This is a genomic window from Perlabentimonas gracilis (assembly GCF_011174675.1).
GTDB lineage: Bacteria > Bacteroidota > Bacteroidia > Bacteroidales > Tenuifilaceae > Perlabentimonas > Perlabentimonas gracilis.
In genome coordinates this window covers 47330-68327 of the sequence record NZ_JAANIG010000021.1, presented here as the reverse complement: position 1 = coordinate 68327, position 20998 = coordinate 47330, and the positions used below count along the sequence as shown (strand labels likewise).

Annotated in this window: 18 protein-coding genes and 1 tRNA gene; 8 read left to right on the top strand and 11 right to left on the bottom strand. The window is 44.0% G+C overall.

Translation table 11 applies throughout. The features are described from left to right. Window positions 1-6: 6 nt before the first annotated feature. Both G8O23_RS10425 and trxB read right to left on the bottom strand, forming a co-directional pair. Window positions 7-1104 (bottom strand): SiaB family protein kinase, encoded by a 1098-nt coding sequence (locus tag G8O23_RS10425; RefSeq protein ID WP_166364542.1) that lies wholly within the window; start codon window positions 1102-1104, stop codon window positions 7-9. A 296-nt stretch (window positions 1105-1400) separates the two neighbouring features. Next, the gene (gene trxB, locus G8O23_RS10420) at window positions 1401-2396 is read right to left on the bottom strand and encodes a thioredoxin-disulfide reductase (protein WP_166364540.1); all 996 of its coding nucleotides are present in this window, start codon (window positions 2394-2396) and stop codon (window positions 1401-1403) included. Between the two features lie 602 nt (window positions 2397-2998). On the opposite strand from trxB, the gene G8O23_RS10415 reads away from it, so the two are divergent. The 8 genes from G8O23_RS10415 (at window position 2999) to G8O23_RS10380 (ending at window position 9652) form a co-directional block, all read left to right on the top strand. Next, window positions 2999-3072, top strand: a tRNA-Pro gene (locus G8O23_RS10415). A gap of 560 nt (window positions 3073-3632) precedes the next feature. Further along, the gene (locus G8O23_RS10410) at window positions 3633-4205 is read left to right on the top strand and encodes a hypothetical protein (RefSeq protein WP_166364539.1); all 573 of its coding nucleotides are present in this window, start codon (window positions 3633-3635) and stop codon (window positions 4203-4205) included. Window positions 4206-4207: 2 nt separating this feature from the next. Beyond that, window positions 4208-4873 carry a DUF2490 domain-containing protein gene (locus tag G8O23_RS10405; protein WP_166364537.1) on the top strand — a complete coding sequence of 222 codons (666 nt, stop codon included), beginning with the start codon at window positions 4208-4210 and terminating at the stop codon, window positions 4871-4873. Between the two features lie 257 nt (window positions 4874-5130). Further along, window positions 5131-6300 carry a 5-(carboxyamino)imidazole ribonucleotide synthase gene (locus G8O23_RS10400; RefSeq protein WP_166364535.1) on the top strand — a complete coding sequence of 390 codons (1170 nt, stop codon included), beginning with the start codon at window positions 5131-5133 and terminating at the stop codon, window positions 6298-6300. Beyond that, entirely contained in the window at window positions 6282-6773 is a 492-nt protein-coding gene (gene purE / locus G8O23_RS10395) for a 5-(carboxyamino)imidazole ribonucleotide mutase (RefSeq protein WP_166364533.1), read from the top strand. Before G8O23_RS10400 ends, purE begins: the two co-directional genes overlap by 19 nt. Window positions 6774-6785: 12 nt before the next feature. Continuing rightward, on the top strand, window positions 6786-7961 hold the full coding sequence (locus G8O23_RS10390; protein WP_166364531.1) for an MFS transporter: 1176 nt from the start codon (window positions 6786-6788) through the stop codon (window positions 7959-7961). Beyond that, window positions 7945-8895, top strand: a complete 951-nt coding sequence (locus G8O23_RS10385; protein WP_166364529.1) for an L-threonylcarbamoyladenylate synthase — start codon at window positions 7945-7947, stop codon at window positions 8893-8895. The genes G8O23_RS10390 and G8O23_RS10385 overlap by 17 nt, the downstream gene beginning before the upstream one ends. Window positions 8896-9094: 199 nt before the next feature. Then, window positions 9095-9652: a peroxiredoxin family protein gene (locus G8O23_RS10380; protein WP_166364527.1), complete on the top strand. Its 558-nt coding sequence runs from the start codon at window positions 9095-9097 to the stop codon at window positions 9650-9652. Window positions 9653-9737: 85 nt separating this feature from the next. Here the strand turns inward: G8O23_RS10380 and G8O23_RS10375 are convergent, their stop codons facing one another. From G8O23_RS10375 to G8O23_RS10335, 9 genes are all read right to left on the bottom strand, one after another. After that, the gene (locus G8O23_RS10375) at window positions 9738-10505 is read right to left on the bottom strand and encodes a 3'-5' exonuclease (protein ID WP_166364525.1); all 768 of its coding nucleotides are present in this window, start codon (window positions 10503-10505) and stop codon (window positions 9738-9740) included. A gap of 92 nt (window positions 10506-10597) precedes the next feature. Beyond that, the gene (dnaN, locus tag G8O23_RS10370; protein ID WP_166364523.1) at window positions 10598-11728 is read right to left on the bottom strand and encodes a DNA polymerase III subunit beta; all 1131 of its coding nucleotides are present in this window, start codon (window positions 11726-11728) and stop codon (window positions 10598-10600) included. A gap of 214 nt (window positions 11729-11942) precedes the next feature. Further along, window positions 11943-12947, bottom strand: coding sequence for a hypothetical protein (locus G8O23_RS10365; protein ID WP_166364521.1), 1005 nt, complete (start codon window positions 12945-12947; stop codon window positions 11943-11945). 5 nt (window positions 12948-12952) lie between these two features. Then, window positions 12953-14656 carry a gliding motility-associated ABC transporter substrate-binding protein GldG gene (gene gldG, locus G8O23_RS10360; RefSeq protein ID WP_166364519.1) on the bottom strand — a complete coding sequence of 568 codons (1704 nt, stop codon included), beginning with the start codon at window positions 14654-14656 and terminating at the stop codon, window positions 12953-12955. A 28-nt stretch (window positions 14657-14684) separates the two neighbouring features. After that, complete coding sequence (gene gldF / locus G8O23_RS10355; RefSeq protein WP_166364517.1) at window positions 14685-15416, bottom strand: gliding motility-associated ABC transporter permease subunit GldF; 732 nt, start codon at window positions 15414-15416, stop codon at window positions 14685-14687. Between the two features lie 332 nt (window positions 15417-15748). Next, entirely contained in the window at window positions 15749-16999 is a 1251-nt protein-coding gene (locus G8O23_RS10350) for an iron-containing alcohol dehydrogenase (protein WP_166364515.1), read from the bottom strand. 165 nt (window positions 17000-17164) lie between these two features. Further along, the gene (locus tag G8O23_RS10345; protein WP_166364513.1) at window positions 17165-17707 is read right to left on the bottom strand and encodes a hypothetical protein; all 543 of its coding nucleotides are present in this window, start codon (window positions 17705-17707) and stop codon (window positions 17165-17167) included. A gap of 25 nt (window positions 17708-17732) precedes the next feature. Beyond that, window positions 17733-18857 (bottom strand): iron-containing alcohol dehydrogenase, encoded by a 1125-nt coding sequence (locus G8O23_RS10340; RefSeq protein WP_166364511.1) that lies wholly within the window; start codon window positions 18855-18857, stop codon window positions 17733-17735. A 281-nt stretch (window positions 18858-19138) separates the two neighbouring features. Beyond that, on the bottom strand, window positions 19139-20995 hold the full coding sequence (locus G8O23_RS10335; RefSeq protein WP_166364509.1) for an aldehyde ferredoxin oxidoreductase family protein: 1857 nt from the start codon (window positions 20993-20995) through the stop codon (window positions 19139-19141). Between the last annotated feature and the right edge of the window lie 3 nt (window positions 20996-20998).

Here is a 20998-nt window from a genome sequence, read left to right as displayed (position 1 = left end):
ATAGCGCTAAAGCTTAACGAGGAAAGTAACTAGGTACTGTTCGCCAGCTGGGCTTATGGCGTAACGAATTTCATTCGATTTTCTGAAGATATAAATTAACCCTATACCCACACCCGAAACACCTTCATCAACAAGAAGCCTGAGCTTCTCGCGGTATAAGCTATTTAGTTCGGATTTAGTCAGTAGGTAGATTTCGTTTAGAGAATCCTTAAGCGGGTCAACCTGAACCTGATCGATGTAATTGCTTGTTCCAATAATAAACCCATCCTCACTCTTCTTCAGGGTAAACAGTGCCTCGTTAACCCCATTTTTCCTTGCAGCATGCATTGAGATATTCTGCAGAAGCTCAACCGAAATATTGTAAAGTTTTTGCTTGTTATGCTTAACCTCGTTTAACCTGAGAATATTCTTCTCGATCATATGAATTATCGGAAGAACTGAATTTTCGGAGAAATCACCCTTATGGATTACCAGCAGGTTGTTTTGCTGCATCTTTCGGTAAAGCGATTTCATATGCTCTAGCGAATAGTCATGATCAACAGCAACCTGATCATCGGAGTTAACTATATTTAGCTGCAAGAAGAATAAGGCTAGGTTGTCACCAATGGGTTCAAATTCATACAATATTTTTTGCCCGGTTCGGCGGGCCATTTCTATTATTCCAAGCCCAGCCCCTCCCCTTTCGGAAAGTTTACCTTGAGCCAAAACTTGCTTCTGCAAAAGCCTTAGCTCCTCCGCCGATAAACTATTTACCTTATCGAGTTTCTCCTTTATGGTTTCGATAAACTCAATACTAACAGCATTGGCAGATGCTATATGAAAACGGTTACCAAAACTTCTAACGTAAAAGGCTCCCCTAAGATCAGAGTTAAGCTGCACATCAACCGAGTATTTACTGTGGCGGGCAACATTTTGGTAGCATTCAGCCATTAAGAAGCTGATTTTATTTTTAAACCTCACAAAATTCCCTGCCGAATCGATATTAGATTGCGTTAACTCAATTATTTTGTGCGTGATGGTATCGGATATCACCCCAGAGTAGGCAAATACCAGGTCATCGCTTTCTAGACTTTTTAGTAAATCGGTGGTAAATTCAACATTCATTGAGCGAAGCACCTATTTTGGTTAAAGTGTTATGCAAGTTAAGTGTTTTTTTTGGGTTTATTATCAACCACAGCCTATATCTTACAAAATTCTTTTATCCATTAGGAGGTATGCCTTTAAATTGATTAAATAATTTAGATTTAAAACATATTTTAGTTATGTATATAAACATTTTTACATACATATTGCTGTTTTATTTATGCATTAAATCTTTTTATAAAAAATTGAGCTTTGAAAATTAATCCAAAACTCAATAAAAGTATTATATACTTTAAAGCACTATCAGCCTATGCTTTCTAAAAAATTCTTGTGCCTAAATATCTCTCCGCATCAAGTGCTGCCATACACCCTGATCCGGCAGCGGTAATGGCTTGCCTATAATGCTTATCCTGAACATCACCACAAGCAAAAACGCCCTCTACATTGGTTTTGGATGTGCCAGGGATGGTAGTAATGTATCCCGTTTCATCCATATCGATATACTCTTTAAAGATATCGGAATTGGGCTGATGCCCTATGGCAACAAAGAACCCAGTGATGTCAATTTTAACCTCCTCGCCTTTACCATTGGTGAGAATTGCGCCATTAACTCCGCTCATATCGCCAACAATCTCTTTGGTATTATGCTCGTAAAGCACCTCAATATTCTTGGTGGCTGCAACTCTATCCTGCATGGCCTTGGAGGCACGAAGGTAAGGTTTACGAACAATCATGTATACCTTTTTACAGATACCTGCTAAGTAGGTAGCTTCTTCGCAAGCGGTGTCCCCACCACCAACAACGGCAACGTCTTGTCCTTTATAAAAGAAGCCATCACACGTTGCACATGCAGAGACACCTTGGCCTTTAAACTTCTCTTCGGAGTCCAACCCTAAATACTTAGCGGTTGCGCCAGTTGCAATAATTAGGGCATCGGCAGTAATGACCTTGTCGTTGTCGATGGTAATCGCATAAGGCTGCTTCGAAAGGTCGGCAGCGGTAGCCATACCAAATCGAACTTGTGTTCCAAACCTTTCGGCTTGCTTTTTTAAATCCTCCATCATCTCAGGCCCAGTAACACCTTGAGGATAACCCGGGAAGTTATCCACCTCGGTTGTTGTGGTAAGCTGGCCTCCGGGCTGCAACCCTTCGTATAGTACTGGGCTAAGGTTGGCTCGTGCGGCGTAAATGGCAGCAGTATACCCAGCAGGCCCAGAACCAATGATTAATACCTTAACATGCTCTTTAGATGACTCCGCTGAGCCTTTTTTGCTTTCCTCTCCTTTAGATTCTAGAGGTTTGAATAAATCCATATCGATATATTTAGATTAGAGAATATGTTTTGAAACAATGAGGAGTAAAAATAGTTCAAAGCTTATGCTTGCACAAAGTTAAGATGAAGTTTTAAAATATTGTATATCCGCTGAGTTTAAAATTGCCTAAAATAGTGCTTGGCAATTAAAAATTATTCTTTACCTTTGCAACCGCTAAATATTTCGGGGTGTGGTCTCGTCATGGCTGACGAGATACTTGCATGAGAAAGCATAGGTTCTTTACAATCATAAATTTATATTTTTAGTTCGGGGTGTGGTCTCGTCATGGCTGACGAGATACTTGCATGGGAAAGCATAGGTTCTTTACAATCATAAATATATTTTTTTGTTCGAGGTGTGGTCTCGTCATAGCTGACGAGATACTTGCATGGGAAAGCATAGGTTCTTTACAATCATAAATATATTTTTTTGTTCGGGGTGTGGTTTCGTCATGGCTGACGAGATACTTGCATGGGAAAGCATAGGTTCTTTACAATCATAAATATATTTTTTTAGTTCGGGGTGTGGTCTCGTCATGGCTGACGAGATACTTGCATGAGAAAGCATAGGTTCTTTACAATCATAAATTTATATTTTTAGTTCGGGGTGTGGCGCAGTTGGCTAGCGTACTTGCATGGGGTGCAAGGGGTCGGAAGTTCGAGTCTTCTCACCCCGACTAATTTAACCAAAGGCTTGCAGCAATGCAGGCCTTTGGTGTTTTATACGGCTGATGCATTGCGGCAATCGGCTCACCTGCTTGATGCCTCGTGAGCAAAGGGCTAAGATATCAACACTACAAATTTAAGCATAAGGCGACTTGCCCTCGGGGTCTAGGTTTGTCTATTCAAATCACGAAACGAGGTGCTTGCATGGGCTGCAAGGGAGCGTCTCGTCTCGTCATTAGAAATGACGAGACGAGATCACCCCGACTAATTCACAAAGGCTTGCTGCAATGCAGGCCTTTATGGTGTAACTTCATTACAAACATTGGTCTTGATTCTAATCTGCACTCCGTGTCAAGATAAAGTGTTTCTAACATCTAATTATGAGAATAGGTATGACTGTCACATTATGCAAATTTTGTGATTTTAGCATTTTCAACAGATTATCAACTAGCAAAATATCTATTCGTTTATCTAGAAAAAAAATCATATGCCACATGTAAGTCGCGAAACAAATAGTAAAAAAAGATGTTTAAAAAAATTGAGAAAAAGAATAATTAGCAAACTTGATCCTATGAGAACATTATTCATTCTGCTTGTGCTTAGTGCCATAGCCATTCCGAATTTTGCTCAGCTTAAGTACGAAAGGGAAACCCGCATAAAGAGAGGCGATGTTCCAAAAGATGCGTTAAACTTTATTGACTCGTTGAACTTTGGCTCAAGGATAAAATGGTATAAGGAAATCGGCCTCGAAACCATTGCCTACGAAGCCAAAACTAAATCCGCAGGTAACAGGTATAGTATTAAATTTCTGCAAGATGGATCGCTGGTGGACGTAGAAATTGAGGTTAAGCCCAATGAGTTACCTGATGAAACATACAGCGCCATCACCAAGTATCTTGCCAATAAGCATAATAAGTATTCAATTGAAAAGATTCAGATTCAGTATACTGGTGAACCTTCCATAATTCTAGAGTTCCTGCAAGGCAAAAGGTCTGATTCCGATCTTAAAAAAAACTATGAAATTGTAATATCTAGCAAGGTGGACCGAACCTACACGATGCTCGAATACTTATTCTCCAGCAAAGGGGAGTTTATCCATGAACTACAGATAGTCCTTAACAGAACAGAAAACATTGTATACTAATTATGAGGCGATATAGTTTACTCCTACTAACAGTACTAGTATTTTCCCTAAATAGCCTAGCGCAAAGCTCTTTTGTACTCGGATTCTTACCATCAATTAACCTCAACAAGAGGTTGCCTCAAGATTGGTCGTTAAATCTTAAAACCGAGTCAAGGCAATCGATAGCAAAACAGGAATTTAGCTATGAGTACCTACTAACCGATATCTCCATTGCGGCATCCAAAAAGATCGGCATAAACACCTCAATAGCCATAGGCTATTTGGCACGAGTAGATGAAAACAGTTTGAAGAATAGGTCTATGCAGCAAATTACCTTTATCAAACGGTATCCCGGTTTTAGGTTGGCTCACAGGTTACTAACTGACCAAACATTTGCAAAAGACGATGATGCTGAGTTTAGGTTACGTTATAGAATATCATCTGAAATACCATTACAAGGGAGTTCTCTTGATCCAAAGGAGTTCTTTGCTAAGCTAAGCAATGAGTACTTGAACTCTCTTCAGGGCAAAAGTTACGATATGGAGATTCGATGGGCAAGCTTTATTGGCTATGCCATTTCTCCAGCAAACAAGATTGAGCTCGGGTTTGACTACAGGATAGACTCATTCATTGAAGGAAGTTCTAGAAATCGTGTATGGTTAAGCCTAAACTTCTACACCTCTATCTAGCCCCAACATACTAATCGAAAATATCACCTAATTAGTGCCCGGTTTGCAATACAATCTACTCTTATTGTATCTAAATATTGAACAACAACTCCCCTAGCACAAACGCATAAAGCAAACTAAGATTACAGAATCCGAAAAGGAAATATAACGATTTTTCGCCATACTAAGCCCCGAAAGCATTAACTTTGCACCGCAATACGAAACAAGCCTAATAGAACTGATTTTAAGCATATTGCCAAATATAACAAAGGTTGAATATGGAACGATTAGTAACATCAAATTTAAAATTAGGAATTATTGCTGGGGGGCAGCTGGGAAAAATGTTAATTCAGGAAGCAAGCAAGTGGGACATTATAACATATGTTCTTGATAACGACGAGGATTGTCCTGCCGGAAGAATTGCTTCGCATTACATAAAAGGAAGCAACCTTGACTTCGAATCCGTGTACCAATTTGGGAAGAAGGTAGACGTTCTAACCTTTGAGCTCGAGAATGTTAACATAGATGCCCTTAAGAAGCTTAAATCGGAAGGGCACCGGATTGTACCCGACCCTGAGATACTAGCTCTAATTCAGGACAAAGGCCTGCAGAAAGAGTTTTACAAAAGGAATGGAATCCCAACCTCCCCCTTCGCAATTTGGGAAACGGAAGCAGCGATACTAGAAGGACTTGAAAAGGGTCAGATCCATTATCCCTTTGTACAAAAACTCCGAAAGGGAGGCTATGATGGCCGAGGGGTAGCAGTTATCAATAATGCAAGTGATCTGAAAAAGCTACTTCCAGGAGCATCGGTAATTGAAGATAAAGTTGAAATAGCGAAAGAAATATCGGTAATAGTAGCCCGAAATGGAAAGGGAGAAATTAAAAGCTATCCTGTAGTTGAAATGCTTTTTGACCCCAAGGCAAATCTGGTTGACAAGTTGATATGCCCATCATCAATAACGGTTGAACAATCGGAAAAAGCAATTTGTTTTGCGAAGGATATTATTGAATTGCTCAATATGGAAGGATTGCTTGCGGTGGAGTTCTTTATTGACTCGCAGGGAGAAGTAATTGTAAACGAAATGGCTCCACGTACCCACAACAGCGGTCATCATACCATCGAAAGTATAATAACATCGCAGTTTGAGCAGCATTTGCGTGCCATACTAAATCTGCCCCTGGGCAGCACTAGGATTAAACTTCCATCGGTAATGATTAATATCCTGGGCGAAGATGGACACCAAGGTGCTGTGATGTACGAAGGGCTAACCGAAAGCATGGCAATTGAGGGCGTTAAGGTTCATCTATACGGTAAGAAGATAACCAAACCCTATCGAAAAATGGGGCATGTAACTGTTATGTCATCATCGTTGGAATGCGCATTACAAAAAGCAGAAAAAGTAAAAGGACTAATTAAGGTAAAATCATGGACAGAAAACAAGTAAGCATTGTAATGGGCTCTGACTCGGATTTGCCCATAATGCAGCAAGCTGCCGAGATACTCGATCATCTAGGTGTTGGCTACGAGATAGATATCGTATCGGCACACCGAACACCCGAAAAACTTTACGAATTTGCCGCCAACGCTCATACACGTGGTGTAGATGTAATAATTGCAGGAGCGGGAGGCGCAGCACACCTACCGGGAATGGTGGCTGCCATATCGCCATTGCCGGTTATTGGTGTTCCCATCAAATCGAGCAATTCGATTGATGGCTGGGATTCAGTTCTTTCGATCCTACAAATGCCAGGAGGGGTGCCAGTTGCCACAGTTGCCCTTAATGGTGCTAAAAATGCAGGTATTCTGGCGGCACAAATCGTTTCTGCATCCAACAGCATCATCAGGAGCAAAATAATTAAATACAAGGAGGATCTAAAGCAGCAGGTGCTTACCAAATCACAGCGCTTAAAAAAGTAAGGCTCCACTGAAATGAATAAGTACCTAACTGTATCTGCATCATTTGTAATAATGCTTAGTATCGGTAGCGTTTATGCTTGGAGTATTATTGCTTCGGAGCTAATTAAAAGCTATGGTTTCTCAGCATCCCAGTCGCAGGGTATATTTGGAACTCTTATAGCCATATTCCCCATTACAATGATTTTTGTAGGACAGTTAGGAAGAAAAATTAATCATAGGTTTTTAGGTTACATCTCGGGTTTACTATTCTTTTCAGGCTATTACTTAGCCGGGCACTCTCAGGGTAACTTCATGCTTATTCTACTAGGTATTGGCGTTCTAGGTGGTATCGCCACCGGATTCGGCTATTGGGTTGCACTCACGCTGCCTGTTCAATGGTTCCCCCAAAAGAAAGGGCTGGTAACAGGTATAGCCGCAGCAGGTTTTGGATTAGGTGCTGTATTTATGTCAACTGTATCTGAGAAAATAATAGGTCATGGCCATAGTGTGCTCCAACTGCTTAAGATTATTGGAATATCGTACGGTCTACTTATTTTTTTACTATCAAGCCTTACATATCAAGCGAAAAGTTCCTCGAGCAACAATCTAAAAGCAGTAAAAATATCGCATTTTATAAACACAAGTATTTTCAGAAAACTCTTTCTCGGTATATTTCTAGGAACTTTTGCCGGTTTGCTAATAATTGGCAGCTTGGGAATAATTGGTAACCAATATAACATAACGAACCACAGTCTGGTTCTTGGAGTGGGCTTGTTTGCCGTTGCAAATTTTGTAGGTAGGTTAACCTGGGGTTTTCTAAGCGACTATCTTGGAGCAAGCTTAAGCATATTCTTAGCACTTGTATTTCAGTCAGTTTCTATCCTAATGCTGAATCTCCTCACGCTTTCGGATGTTTCGTATCTAACCATTTCATTTCTTATTGGGTTTGGGTTTGGTGGCAACTTCGTTCTATTTGCCAAGGAAACGGCTCAGGTATTTGGGTTGCAAAATCTTGGCATAATATATCCCTACATATTTTTAGGATATGCAATTGCAGGCATTGCAGGGCCGTTAAGTGGTGGTTTTTTATATGATTTCTTAGGATCATTCTCCCTTGCAATTGTTCTAGCAAGCCTCATGAGCCTTCTGGGGAGTTTACTGTTTTTGAATCAATTCATTACATCAAGAAAGAATGAGCATATTAAATAGCATAGACGTAGCGGCAAAATATATCCGAGAGGGGAAATTGGTTGCATTCCCAACCGAAACAGTATACGGACTAGGAGCAAACGCACTTGACCCTATGGCTGTTGCAAAAATATTCGAACTCAAAGAACGCCCTTCATTCGACCCGCTGATTGTGCATATTGCTAGTATTCACCAGTTGCAAGATCTTGTTCTTAATACAGATGAAAGGGTACATAAGTTGACTGAGAAGTTTTGGCCAGGGCCATTAACCATGGTATTGCCAAAAAGCAACATTGTCCCCGATATTGTTACATCGGGTTTGCCAACTGTAGGCATTAGAATGCCCAGCAATGAAATTGCTTTAGATTTGATACGAATATCGGATTGCCCAATTGCTGCCCCCAGCGCAAATAAGTTTGGGCGCATTAGTCCTACCACCGCCGCTCATGTTCGAAAACAGATACCCAACGTTGATTATATTATCGAAGGGGGTAAAACTACCGTTGGGATTGAGTCCACCATTATCAAACTTACAGATAAGGGCTTTCAAATCCTTAGGAACGGGATCATAACTCAGGAGGAGCTGGAAACAGTTGTTCCCTTTGATGGCGAAACAGCTATTGAAAAGCTATCGGCACCCGGAATGCTAAAATCGCACTACAGCCCCAGAAAGAAGTTGTTAATAGCCGATAGTTCCAGTTTGGATCTTGACAAATCGAAAGCAGGGCTTATCTCGTTTTCAGGAGAGGTAGAAAATGGATTTTGCAAGGTTATAAGAGTTTCGGATAGAAAAGACTTAAAGGATTACGCTGTAAATATGTTTGAAGCCATGCACTCGTTTGAGGATGACAATGAAATTGAACTAATTATTGCAGAACCAGTGTGTGAAACAGGTGTTGGTAGAGCAATAATGGACAGGCTAAGAAAAGCTGAGTTCAATTGGCGGCAAGCCTAGCGTAAGTATTCGAACAGAAACATTGCCTTTCACAAAGAGTTGTTATTTATCAATAACAGTAACAGAAACAAATTAATGGCTGCTGCCAGGGCATTCTTTCATCGAGCATAACAATCTTGTCTGCTTTTAATCATATAACAGATTTGAATGAACAGCTATATTTGCCCACAAACAAGAACAAACCTAACAATCTTATTGTATGAACAGAATTGCAACAATCTTGCTACTGATAGTTACATCGCTTGGGCTTAGCTCGTGCGGTGGTAGAACAGATAAAGCTACGCAAACTGGTGAACCCGACGATCGTGGATACATCGTAAAAGTAGGCCAAAAGGCTCCCGATTTCACCACAATTCTACAGGATAGCACCGAGTTTACCTTATCGGATCATCGTGGACAGGTGGTTATGCTTCAATTCACGGCCAGCTGGTGCGGCGTATGCCGAAAAGAGATGCCGCATATCGAGAAGGATATATGGCTGCCACTAAAGGATAAGGGACTGGTACTTGTGGGGGTTGACAGAGGAGAGCCCATTGAGAAGGTAATAGAGTTTGCTGAGAAAATGGAGATTACCTACCCTTTGGCCTTGGATGAGGACTCGAAAATTTTTGAACTCTTTGCGCATAAAAGCGCAGGGGTTACCCGCAATGTAATAATTGATCGCGACGGGGAAATTGCATTCCTCACCCGCCTATTTGACGAGGAGGAGTTCAGACAGATGATTAAAGTTATTGAGGAACTTTTAGAGCAAGAATAAACGATTCAGCTTAATCACAATAAAAGCCCCTGAGGATATTGCATTGTGCAACCTCAGGGGCTTTTAGTTATACTGCTTAGGTTATCTATTTCTGTCTCATCCTAAGGTAAATACTAGTTAGCACCTTCTTGGTATAAAGAGGGAAATCACCATTCATCATCCAAGCATAGTAGCTTGGCTCCTTGGTAAATACATCCTCAACGGGCTTTCCCTTGTGCTTTCCAAAGTTGAACACCTCCACCCCACTCTCGTCGTATATAATGCGGCCTGCAAAATCGGCATTCTGCTTGTGGGTGCTAAACTCCGCAAGGAAATCGATATCATTCTGCAGATCGGGATACCTATCGAGCTGCGCTTTAAGCACCTCGAATGTGGCTAGGGTATCGGCCTCGGCGCTATGTGCCCCCTCCAGCTCCTTCTCGCAGTAGAACTTGTACGCAGCCTCAAGGGTGCGTTTCTCCATCTTATGAAAAATGGTTTGCACATCGATAAACTTGCGCTTGCGGAAATCGAAATCCACATCGGCCCTGAGAAATTCCTCTGCAAGCAAAGGAAAATCGAACTTGTTGGAGTTAAAACCAGCCAAATCGCATCCCTCAAGAAACTGCGCCAACGATTTAGCCATCTCCTTAAAGGTGGGCTCGTCCTTCACATCATCGTTGGATATACCATGAATGGCCGTTGCTTCGGCTGGAATGGGTATCGTGGGATTAACCCTTCGGGTTTTAAGCTCCTGCTTGCCATTGGGCATTATCTTAAGAGCCGAGATCTCTACAATGCGATCGTTCACCACATCTATTCCGGTTGTCTCCAAATCGATAAAGACCAATGGGTTTTTAATGCTAATTTCCATGCTTTGAGTACTTGATATTTGAAAAAAAGAGCGAAGCTGTTGCCCAAAAAGCGGAACAGCTTCGCGCCAAACTTATAATATTGTAAAAATCGCTAAGCGCTAACCATCATGGGCATTAGCAGCATGAGCACATCCTCCTCGGAATTGTCATTCACCGCAGGGAAGAGTAGACCAGCCCTTGACGGATCGGAAAGCGAAAGGATAACATCGCTAGCCGAAATGTTGGCCAATATTTCGATCAGGAATACCGACTTGAAGCCAATCTCCATATCATCGCCATCGTATTGGCACTGAAGGTTCTCGTGAGCCGAGATGGAGAAATCCAAATCTTGTGCTGATACAACAATCTGATTTCCTTTGAGTGACAGCTTCACTAGGTTGCTGGCCTGATTGGTAAATGGGGCCACGCGGCGCAGCGAGTTGTAAAAGTCGAGCCTATCGATGGTTACCTTATTAGGGTTATTATCAGGGATAACCGAGTTGTAGTTGGGGTATACTCCCTCAACTAAGCGGCAAACCAAGGTATACTGATCGAGCGTAAATTGTGCGTTTTTGGAGTCGAACTCAACCAAAACCTCTGCATTCCCTTTGCCTAAGATATTCTTAAGAAGCCCTGCAGGCTTTTTAGGTAGAATAAATGATTTCTCCTGATCGGCCTGTACATCCAGCCTCTTGTAGCGAACCAGCTTGTGAGCGTCGGATGCAACAAAGGTTAGTGCCTCAGCAGAGTACTCCAAAAGAATTCCGTTCATCACAGGGCGCATCTCATCATCGGCAGTAGCAAAAATGGTTTTGGTAATACCATTGAGCAGCGCTACAGCAGGCACCTTTACCGTCATCTTTTCGGCCTCATCAACTACGGCCTTTGCAGGAAAATCCTCTGCAGGTTGACCAACGATGTTAAACTCACCATTATCGGAAACCAATTTGATGGCAAGGGTATCTTGGTTTACATCAAAGGTAAGGGGCTGTTCGGGGAATTCCTTAAGCGTATCAACAAGAATTCGGTATGGAATGGCCACCTGCCCATCATTGGTTACATTCTCAAGCTTAATGGTAGTGGTAAGGGTGGTCTCAAGATCCGAAGCCGTAATTTCGAGATCGTTTCCGTTGAGGTTGAAAAGAAAGTTATCAAGAATAGGTAGGGTATTCTTGGAACTGATAACCCTACTAACCACCGATAGGTGGCTAAGAAGTTCTGTGCTGGAAACTACAAATTTCATCAGTATCGAATTTTAAAATTGTTAGCAAATGTAACACTTATGTCGAATAATTTTTGTGTGCCTCACGCAATTAGGGATGTGCTGGCTGAAGCCACCTTGCGAACAGACTACCTGACAAAGGTATTACCTTTTGATTATCAACATAGTTTGTTGTAAAAAAATTGGAATCAATATTACAATTTTTTAAGCAAAAAGGCAAAGATATAAATAGATTTTATGATAAGAACGACGATAACCCCTGCAGCACGCTATGCATCTCGATGTAGTTGACAACAAACACCTGCTTACTTCCCGAAACAATAACATAAACCCTGTTTAGGTCAACATTTACAGGCCTACCCAGCTCATCGATATACTCATCAACAGGGATAGGATATACCTTTAGCTCAAACTTACTACTTTCGGTGCTATATATGGTATAGATAAAATCGGGATCGGAGTATATCACTGCCGCTCGTTCCTCGTCGCTCATCGACACAATACTGGCGTAGGGTATTTGGGTTAGGCTAGTGATTAGGTGCTTTACCCGACTTTCCTCAAAGGCATCAATCTCTGTACCTGAAAATATATGAAAAAGCCTATACTGCCCATCATCACCAATGTCAATGCGATACGATTGCTCCAAATCGGCTGGCACCTCTAACTGAACCGCTGTAATACTTTCGTAGCTTGGCGTAGGAACTTGATTGCCAACCCAATACTCTGGAACAGTTTTGAATAGGTCAACTATTGCACCATCGTATCGAGGTAAGCTAATACGGTAAACGCGCTTTGCTTTCTCCAGATGACCTATACTGATAAGATATTCGCTGTCGGTAGTGGCAACGGTATACCTGCGAAGGTTCCTACGATTTGAGAACAGCTCTATCTGAGTCCCCTGCTTTTGCATGAGATGCAAAAGGGAATCGTTGGCATTAATTGGTACTGGTCCATCTACCTGCAATCTGGAAATAACTCGTAGTAGGGCATTCACGGCATCGATTGACGCAGGAGAGTCATAATTAACGAGCCAGCCATTGGTTCTAGTACGCTGCAGCACAACCTCCTCATGGGCATGTGCTATGGTAATTCTATTAACATCATCTACATTGTCAATGGCAAAGGCTATCTCCTTATCATTCTGCCTGTTTTGCAACACGGTGGATAGGAGAAAATAACCTGACACTAAAAGCAGAACGATGAACCACCAAAAACGTATAGCAAACTTTTTAATCCCCATAACAGCTATTTAGTATATCGTTTCTTCCTGATAAGTAGCCACACCCCAATAAAAATCAATAAAGCCAAAGAGGGCAGCGTAAGGTTTACGACCTGCCACCTTACCCTATTCTCCAACACCTTGCTTTTATCGAGCAAGCGGAGTTTAAACTCACGGGTGCGCAGGTTCATTAAACCTCTGTCGTCGTTAAGGTAGTTTATTACGTTCACAATAAACTCTTTATTACCATAGGTTTGGCGCGAGTACCTGTCGTAGCCTAGGGGTGTAACATAAGCCCCGTCGGGCCGACGGCTCACCTCGTTGCGAATGATTTCTGCATCGGAAATAACAACCATTTTGGTTGGCATGCTCTGCTCATGAAAACTGAATGGGCGACCGTTGTTATAGGAGGACAAGGGTCTGTTTGTGAATGCCGAAGGAAACACTCCCTCGAGGAGCACAGCAACAGGCAGATTAGAAAGGTTAAACTCACTCTCGAGAGGGCTACGCTCAATCTGCCTCAGATTGATAAATAGCGGCACGTTAAGCGTTCGGCTGTATGGAGATGTTTTAAGAAGAATCTGCTTGTCAATATTGGAGTCCATCCCCACTGTATCTATTGGGCTAACGAACTTGCTCGAAATCAGGTTAAGGTTGCGGGTTATGGGGTGTGTGCCAGGGGCATTGATTAGGGGGTAGTATACCCAAGGGGCGGGAACAAACCTCGAATCCTGTCCCTCAAGCGATACATTTACTGGAATAACCGCCGATTGCATATCCTGTATAAGCGTTGGGTTAATTCTTGCTCCGTACCTAAACAGCATATCGTCTAAGTTATGATCGTTTGGGAAAGCAAGCGTAGTGGCTCCTTGCGATAGGCTATCGACGCTAACCTTTACACCATCTACTATCCAAAGGACATTGCCACCTCCCATGATATACTGATCGAGCACCAGCTTATCGGCCTCGGGTATTCGCTCAGTGGGCCCAGCCACCACCACCACAGAGTAGGGATTTAGCCCACCAACCTCGCCACCAAGCACCACCCGATGCACCTCGAACTGCTTAACCAGCTCTTGGGCAATATCGCCTGTTTCTAGCTCATCGAGCTGTCCGTGCCCATGCACAAAGGCTAGCTTGGGGAGTTCGTTGGGTTTAAGCGAAAGAATTGTACTAACAAGTGAGTATTCAAAACCTTGGACTGATATATTAATATTCTCCTCGCCACTCAGAGCGGGGTTGTTCCTAAGCAAGTTCACCACCTGCTCCTTGCCCTTGTAGCTAACAATGGCACCTGGAAAAACGGCACGCTGCGTGGTTCCCCCACGGGGATCGCGCTCCTGAATATTTGTGGGTTCCAAACCCATGTCATACAAGTCGCGAACAAAGGCATCACGCTCAGCCTTATCAACCGACCCTAGAGGATCAATAAACTCGTACTCAATCATCCTTCCTCCATGCACCCTGAACTCGTCGAGAAGTTCCTTTAGCTCACGGCGCATCCGCCTGAAACCCATGGGTAGATTCCCATCAAGATAAACCCGAATATACACCACATCATCCAAGTCGGAAAGCACCTCCTTGGTGGAACGATCCAAGGTATATCGTTTCTCGGAAGTTAAGTCGAGCCTAAAGTTCACAAAGGTGGAGATATAGGCAAGCAATGCAATGGCAACGATACCAATGGCTAGTTCGGTTAAACTTCTATTCCTTGTTGAAGAAACACTCATATATGGTAACATTAGTAGATTTGAAAACTTACCACTTTCGGCTCTGCAGAACCAAGCGGGTTAACAGGATGAAAAAAGTCGAAAGGCCAACAAAATACACAATATCCCTAGAATCGATTACACCACGGCTAAGCGACTGGTAATGTTCATTTATACCAAGGGAGACCACAATATGCTCCACATCCTTTAGCAAGTAAACCGAAGCAATAGACTCAAACCCTATGTAAATAAAGAAGCTAAGAATTACACCAAGAATAAACGAGATGATATGATTCTGCGTTAGGCTCGATGCAAATACACTAATGGCGGCATAGCCAGCTGCCAAAAAGAACAAACCTATGTACGAGCCCCAAGTTCCTCCTGTGTCGATATTGCCAACAGGACTCCCAAGCAAATAAACCGATAGGAAAAAGATTAAGGATGGCAAAAGAATAATTATAACAAGAGTAACCACTGCAAGGTACTTGCCCAGCACTAAATGAATGTCTGTTATGGGGCGTGTTAAAAGCAGCTCAATGGTGCCCGTACGCTTCTCCTCAGAGAATGTGCGCATGGCTATGGCTGGCACAAGAAATAGGAATATCCATGGCGCCATGATGAAAAGCGTATCCAACGTGGAGTACCCGCCATCTAGTACATTGAGTTCACCCGGAAAAACCCAAATGAACAAACCATTGGCCACCAAAAACACAACCGCAGCAATAAGTCCTGTTAACGATGAGAAAAAGCTATTAAGCTCCTTTATGAAGATTGCATACATACACAGAAAAGTTTGACACAAAAATAGTTGATTTTACGGAACGGGAATGTATTAATGAATGTTAAACGTTTTTAAATGGGGAGAAGGATGATTGGGTGACCCCGCTTGCCAGCAGGCAAGCTGCCTGACTGGCGTCAGAGCAGGCAGGTTGGGTGATCTGCCAAAGGCAGACAGGTTGGGTGATTGGGTGATTGAGCGATTGAGCAATTGAGCGGTGAGATGGGATACAGACCTGACAGAGTGCGAAGCTCCCTGCCAAAGGAAAGAACAGGCAAGCTGTCAGCGTCTAGGGAAGATTGAATGATTGCCTGCCTGACTGACGTTTGCGGCAGTCAGGGATGATTGGGTGATTGGAAGCCAATCCTCTCCAAGGCTTTCCCTTCCCAAGCATGCTCAAGCACCATTAAAAAATCGCTGTAGTCCAAATCCTCGGGGTTGTAGAACTGGGCTCCATCGCCCGTAGCAGTTTTGGCTATCTCGGGAAGTTTCTCTCTTGGCACAAGAGCATTGCCATCCCTATCCATAATTTCACCTAGGTTGCGCGAGTGCCTGCCATTCGTTGCATCGAACAGCTGCTGATTTAAATCCCTGATATACTGAATAGCTTTGTGTGCTCTTTGCTCTTTAGGTGTTGATGCAAAAACCGTTTCGCCTGCCAGTGGAAAAAGCAACTCGGCAATTAGGGGTTCAACCTTTTTCAGGTTATACTCCAACCCGTAGGGTAAAAAGATACTCATACATGTACCGTGAGGCACATGGCAAACCCCGCCTGTGGCGTGACCAAGCGAATGCACCATACCCACCATGGAGTTCGAAAAAGCAGCACCAGCCAATGTAGATCCGTGGGCTAGCGCCAAACGGGCATCCAAATCATCGGGATTAGTAATACTTTTAATGATATTATTGCCGATAAGGCGGATGGCCAAGAGCGCATCCCCATCGCTAAGTGGATTTTTAGATAAACATGTATAGGCTTCACAGGCATGGGAAAGGGCATCCATAGCCGTTAGCGCCGTTAGATGCGGAGGGAGGGTTTGGGTCATACGCGAATCGAGTATGGCAATATCGGGCAGCAGGTTGTACGATACAAAGCCCAGCTTAACGCTGCGCTCATGATCGGCAATCACCGCTACCAGTGTTACCTCCGATCCCGTGCCCGATGTGGTAGGAATAACCAGCAGTGGTTTTAGCCTACTTTTCACCTTACCCGAACCGGCAAACCGCATAAGATTATCGCCTCCCAGCGACACTAGCACGTTCACACCTTTGGCCGTATCGATTACCGAGCCTCCACCAATGGCTATTATGGCATCGCAATGGTTGGTTCGATAAACCTCTGCAATTGCCCTAACCGTTTGCAAATCGGAGTCGGCTGGCACATTGTCGAAAACGGGTATGTCACTCCTACCCATAGCCTGGAGCACAATGTCGACCAGTCCAACACCACTTACGCCTTGGTCGGTTATGATTAGAGGATTTTTAGACTTTAGTTCCTGTAGGTATTGGGGAATGGATTCAAGCACTTGATGTCCTGAAATCACTTTAACTCTATTGCAGTATTCGTAGTAACCTGGGGTTTTCATGGGGAGGGTGGGTGAGTGATTGAGTGATTGAGTGATTGAGTGATTGCCTGCCTGACTGACGTTTGCGGCAGGCAGGGGTGATTGGGTTTCGAGTTTAAAGTTTAGGGTTTAGGGTTCAGAAAGTGTTTGGATATTTATCATTTGGCATTAATCATTCATAATTCGTTACCCTACCACTACCCTAGCATAGGTTAAAACTCTGCTGCGCAGCTTGCGGGCAAGCGACATTTGAGTGCGGTTGGGATATCGCTTTACGCCAAGGCGGGCAATAAATTTGGGGAGTAGCAGAACCTCCAGCAAGTCCATTATCCTAAGCACGCCGCTTGCCACCACAATATCGCCTTCAACAATCAGCCTGTCCCTTGCGGTTGCCACGCACGACGATTCCTGAAATGTGAACATCAGAATGGCTGCCTCCAGATGCTTAATCTTCATCGAAAGGGTAATCTTCTTATCCTTTGGTTTCCAACCGTAGTAACGAATTTGCCCCTGCTTATCTTTACCCACAATCATATGCGGCCCATTGGGGGCTACGCAGAGGTCCAGCATAAAGTCGGAGGGCATCCTGTCGAACTCCTGCTTAGCTGCCGGATCGACCTTGGCCACGGCCTGAAATGCGCGACCAAAAATTAGGAGCAGCAGCCAAACGTAAAACCTCTTTAGAGGCTTAGTGCCGGGTGAGATCTGGGGAAAATCGTAATTCTTCATTGCTATTCAGATTTTATCATCTAAGCTAATTATCTCCAAAAACAAATTGTAGAAAGCCCAAACAGTAATCCATCGATACACGTGATTCGCTTATATCCTCTACATCTATTGCGATTTTTTGAAGCAGATACTGCTGTATCTTCAGTTGATTTAGTTCAACACCCGCTAATGAAACTAATGATTCTATTATCCTTATGGATTCTTTCGATCTATCATCAGCAGCAATGGTACTATAAGCATCAATGCCGGTGAGGGCTAGCAGTAAATCATCTTTTATGGTTTGATTCCGCTCCTGCTTGTAACGTAGGGCGTAGGGCAAAAGAAGGCCTGCCAATAGATTGGTGTTGTGACCCGTCTCTCGAGCCAACAGTTCAGCCGCAAGGCAAGCCACGCCACCCTTACAGTTGGATTTAACGGTACCGGCCACAGCAACCCCATTCACCACAGCTAATGCCGACTTTTTATCGGCAGGCCTTTTGGCCAAGCTGGGAAGGTTATCAGCAATTAGGCTTATAGCCGTAAGAACCGATGCCTCGGCAAAAGGGCTGCACTGCTCGTTGGCCACCCCCTCAACACACCAAGCCAATGAGCCAATTGCGGCTACAACCGTTGAGTTTAACCCAGCCTTTTGCCCCACCATACGATTATCGATACAAACAATATCGGGGTAGAGAAAATCGGAGATCACCTCCCTCCCATCTAAATTCATTGTGGTTGTAACCTCGTTTCCGCCAACTGCCTGAGTAGCAATATAAGCAAGAGGAATTGTTCTGTCCTTAATCTCTCTATGCTTCAATTCATTCCCATCAGTTAAAGTTGTAGCCAGTGCCTTGGCAATATCCATGGCAAACTCACCGCCAATAGCTACCACCGAATCGCACTGGCGCCACCGGAAGAGACCCGCTAGTCGCTCCAACTCATATTGATTTACGTAGGGAAGCGCACAGTGAACCAGTGCACCAACCGATAGGTTGGAATCGGCCAGCGAACGGACAAACCGCTTTACCAGCCCCTTGGCCTGCGGATGAACAATAACCATTGGTCGGCGGGCATTGAATCCATCGAGTTCAACGGGGATATGCTCCATAGCCCGAAGTCCCACGAGGAACTTGGGTTGGGCAAAGAATGAGGAGTGACTGGGCTGGGTCATTGTTGAGTGATCGTTTAGGGTTTGGCGTTTGGCGTTTTACGTTTTACGATGCTGTGTTATCTATATGTGTCTGTATCGCTATATTTTCTGTGTGTTTAATACTAGGTGGATTGGATGATTGGGTGAATGATTGAGTGACCCGCCAGTGGCCTGTCTACCCTGCCTACCGGCAGGCGGCAGGTAGAGCGGACAGGTTGGTTGATCCGCCAAAAGCGGGCAAGTTGATTGATTGCTCCCACTCCATTGCCAAATGCTTTTTGGCCAAATGCCAACTATTCTGTTTAATCTAAAATTTTTAACTTCTTCAAAGTCTTCGCTGTTGGGATACCGTTGCTATCGAATCCACGCTTGGTGTAGAACTGCTTTATCATCTTCTGCAATGGGATTGACTTTTGTTGCTTATCACTTTGGCGAAACTCCTTCATTAGCTTTGCTGGTAACTTATCGTCCTTGGCCGAGATACCCTCGCGGGTATTCATATATCTTTCCAGAACGTAAATTCGCTCGCCAGCAGTTATCAACTCCTTATTGGTGAGTTTTATACCCGTGATGGTGCTCCACATCTTGGTGTACAAGCTGTAATCGATAAGCTGAATGGCAACCGGATGCATATACTGCATGAGAAAAGCCAGAATTGGCTTGGGCGTATACTTTACCAACGGGGGCTCAAGCATGTAGGCAAATTGCGTAAAGGCACAGGTATGTAGCGAGTCGATAATCTCCTTAACATTCTGAAGAAATACCACGTAAGCGGCCTTACCCAGCGATTTGGTTGGGTTGAGCAGTTTAAAGAGGATTTCCTGAGCAATAACGTAGGCATTAAGATGACACCCGCCACGGTTGGCCACTGCGTACGATAGTGCCTGACCAAACGATCCGCGAGGATCGTAAGCGGCCAGCTCGAGCCCCTTAGCGTGAATGGCAAACGACTCGCCACCGTACTTACGACTTGCAGCCCGTGAGCCCAACGCCAGATCGGCACCAATACCCTTGCCATGGGCAATATCGTTGATAATTTGGGTTACCGCATCAATATCGCCAAATTTCAAATCGGTTGTAATAAAACCATTCTGCGTAGCCTCTATGGCCCAGCCAATGGTGCTACCCGTTGATATGGTATCCATACCCAGCTCGCCGCATAGTTTGCCCAAACGTGCAACAACTTCGGTATCGAAAATGCCGAGGTTAGACCCCAGAAGGCCAATGGTTTCGAACTCGGGAACGGCCAGCGTTTCGCCACTAAAATCGCCCTTATGCCCGCAGAGAATAGTGCAGGGTTTACAGGTATGATGCTTGCTACTGTGCTTCTCCCTAAAGTTTTGTCCCGACAGCTCGTAATGCTGCGGATGCGAGCCATCGCTAAAGTTGTTTATGGGAAATATATTGGCCTCGTTGCAGGGGATTACGTTGGCTGCAGTACCAAAATCGCGGTAAAAGCCCGAGGTCATCTCGTTGGAGTTAATCTGCTTGCTGGCCAGCTTACGAACCTTGTCGAACTTTTCCTTTTGCGCTGGAACAATTTTAAACTCGCCACCCAAGGCCGTAATGGCCTTTATGTTCTTAGATCCCAACACGGCTCCCACTCCGCCCCTGCCCAGGAAACGATGTCCGGAGATAATATTGGCAAAGCGAACCAGGTTTTCGCCCGCCGGGCCAATGGCAATTACGCCACCCTCCTCCTTAAGTGCGTCCTGCGTTTCGGTGGTCGATTTGCCCCAGAGGTGCTGGGCGCTTCTTATTTCACATCCCTTGGATGTAATGTGTAGGTATGATTGCACAGGTGCTTTGCCCTTAAGAATTAGCCCATCCCAACCCGAGGTTTTAAGGCTCATTCCAAATGGCCCACCACACGATGAGGAGACCATAATGCCTGTTAGTGGCGATTTGGTAATGGCCGACCAGCGTCCCGAGCAGGGTGCTCCGGTCCCCATGTACACGCCGGGCATAAAGGCTATAATATTTTCGTCGGATAGCGGATCGACACCCACCTTTAGCCTATCGAAAAGGAGCTTCATACCTAGCCCCTTGCTTCCAATATATTTTTTTCGGAGTTCGGGCGTAATTTCTATTACGGTGGATTTGCCGGTTGAGAGATTTACCTCAAGTACGCGATTGCTGGTGCCAGTAATTTTGTCCATAAG

Bases quoted from the DNA above. Each gene is read 5' to 3' on its own strand.
- G8O23_RS10375 (WP_166364525.1), bottom strand. From the start codon at position 10,505: ATGGAAATTAGCATTAAAAACCCATTGGTCTTTATCGATTTGGAGACA.
- gldF (WP_166364517.1), bottom strand. From the start codon at position 15,416: ATGTATGCAATCTTCATAAAGGAGCTTAATAGCTTTTTCTCATCGTTA.
- G8O23_RS10400 (WP_166364535.1), top strand. From the start codon at position 5,131: ATGGAACGATTAGTAACATCAAATTTAAAATTAGGAATTATTGCTGGG.
- G8O23_RS10410 (WP_166364539.1), top strand. From the start codon at position 3,633: ATGAGAACATTATTCATTCTGCTTGTGCTTAGTGCCATAGCCATTCCG.
- purE (WP_166364533.1), top strand. From the start codon at position 6,282: ATGGACAGAAAACAAGTAAGCATTGTAATGGGCTCTGACTCGGATTTG.
- G8O23_RS10340 (WP_166364511.1), bottom strand. From the start codon at position 18,857: ATGACCCAGCCCAGTCACTCCTCATTCTTTGCCCAACCCAAGTTCCTC.
- gldG (WP_166364519.1), bottom strand. From the start codon at position 14,656: ATGAGTGTTTCTTCAACAAGGAATAGAAGTTTAACCGAACTAGCCATT.
- G8O23_RS10345 (WP_166364513.1), bottom strand. From the start codon at position 17,707: ATGAAGAATTACGATTTTCCCCAGATCTCACCCGGCACTAAGCCTCTA.
- trxB (WP_166364540.1), bottom strand. From the start codon at position 2,396: ATGGATTTATTCAAACCTCTAGAATCTAAAGGAGAGGAAAGCAAAAAA.
- G8O23_RS10380 (WP_166364527.1), top strand. From the start codon at position 9,095: ATGAACAGAATTGCAACAATCTTGCTACTGATAGTTACATCGCTTGGG.
- G8O23_RS10405 (WP_166364537.1), top strand. From the start codon at position 4,208: ATGAGGCGATATAGTTTACTCCTACTAACAGTACTAGTATTTTCCCTA.
- G8O23_RS10365 (WP_166364521.1), bottom strand. From the start codon at position 12,947: ATGGGGATTAAAAAGTTTGCTATACGTTTTTGGTGGTTCATCGTTCTG.
- G8O23_RS10385 (WP_166364529.1), top strand. From the start codon at position 7,945: ATGAGCATATTAAATAGCATAGACGTAGCGGCAAAATATATCCGAGAG.
- G8O23_RS10335 (WP_166364509.1), bottom strand. From the start codon at position 20,995: ATGGACAAAATTACTGGCACCAGCAATCGCGTACTTGAGGTAAATCTC.
- dnaN (WP_166364523.1), bottom strand. From the start codon at position 11,728: ATGAAATTTGTAGTTTCCAGCACAGAACTTCTTAGCCACCTATCGGTG.
- G8O23_RS10425 (WP_166364542.1), bottom strand. From the start codon at position 1,104: ATGAATGTTGAATTTACCACCGATTTACTAAAAAGTCTAGAAAGCGAT.
- G8O23_RS10350 (WP_166364515.1), bottom strand. From the start codon at position 16,999: ATGAAAACCCCAGGTTACTACGAATACTGCAATAGAGTTAAAGTGATT.
- G8O23_RS10390 (WP_166364531.1), top strand. From the start codon at position 6,786: ATGAATAAGTACCTAACTGTATCTGCATCATTTGTAATAATGCTTAGT.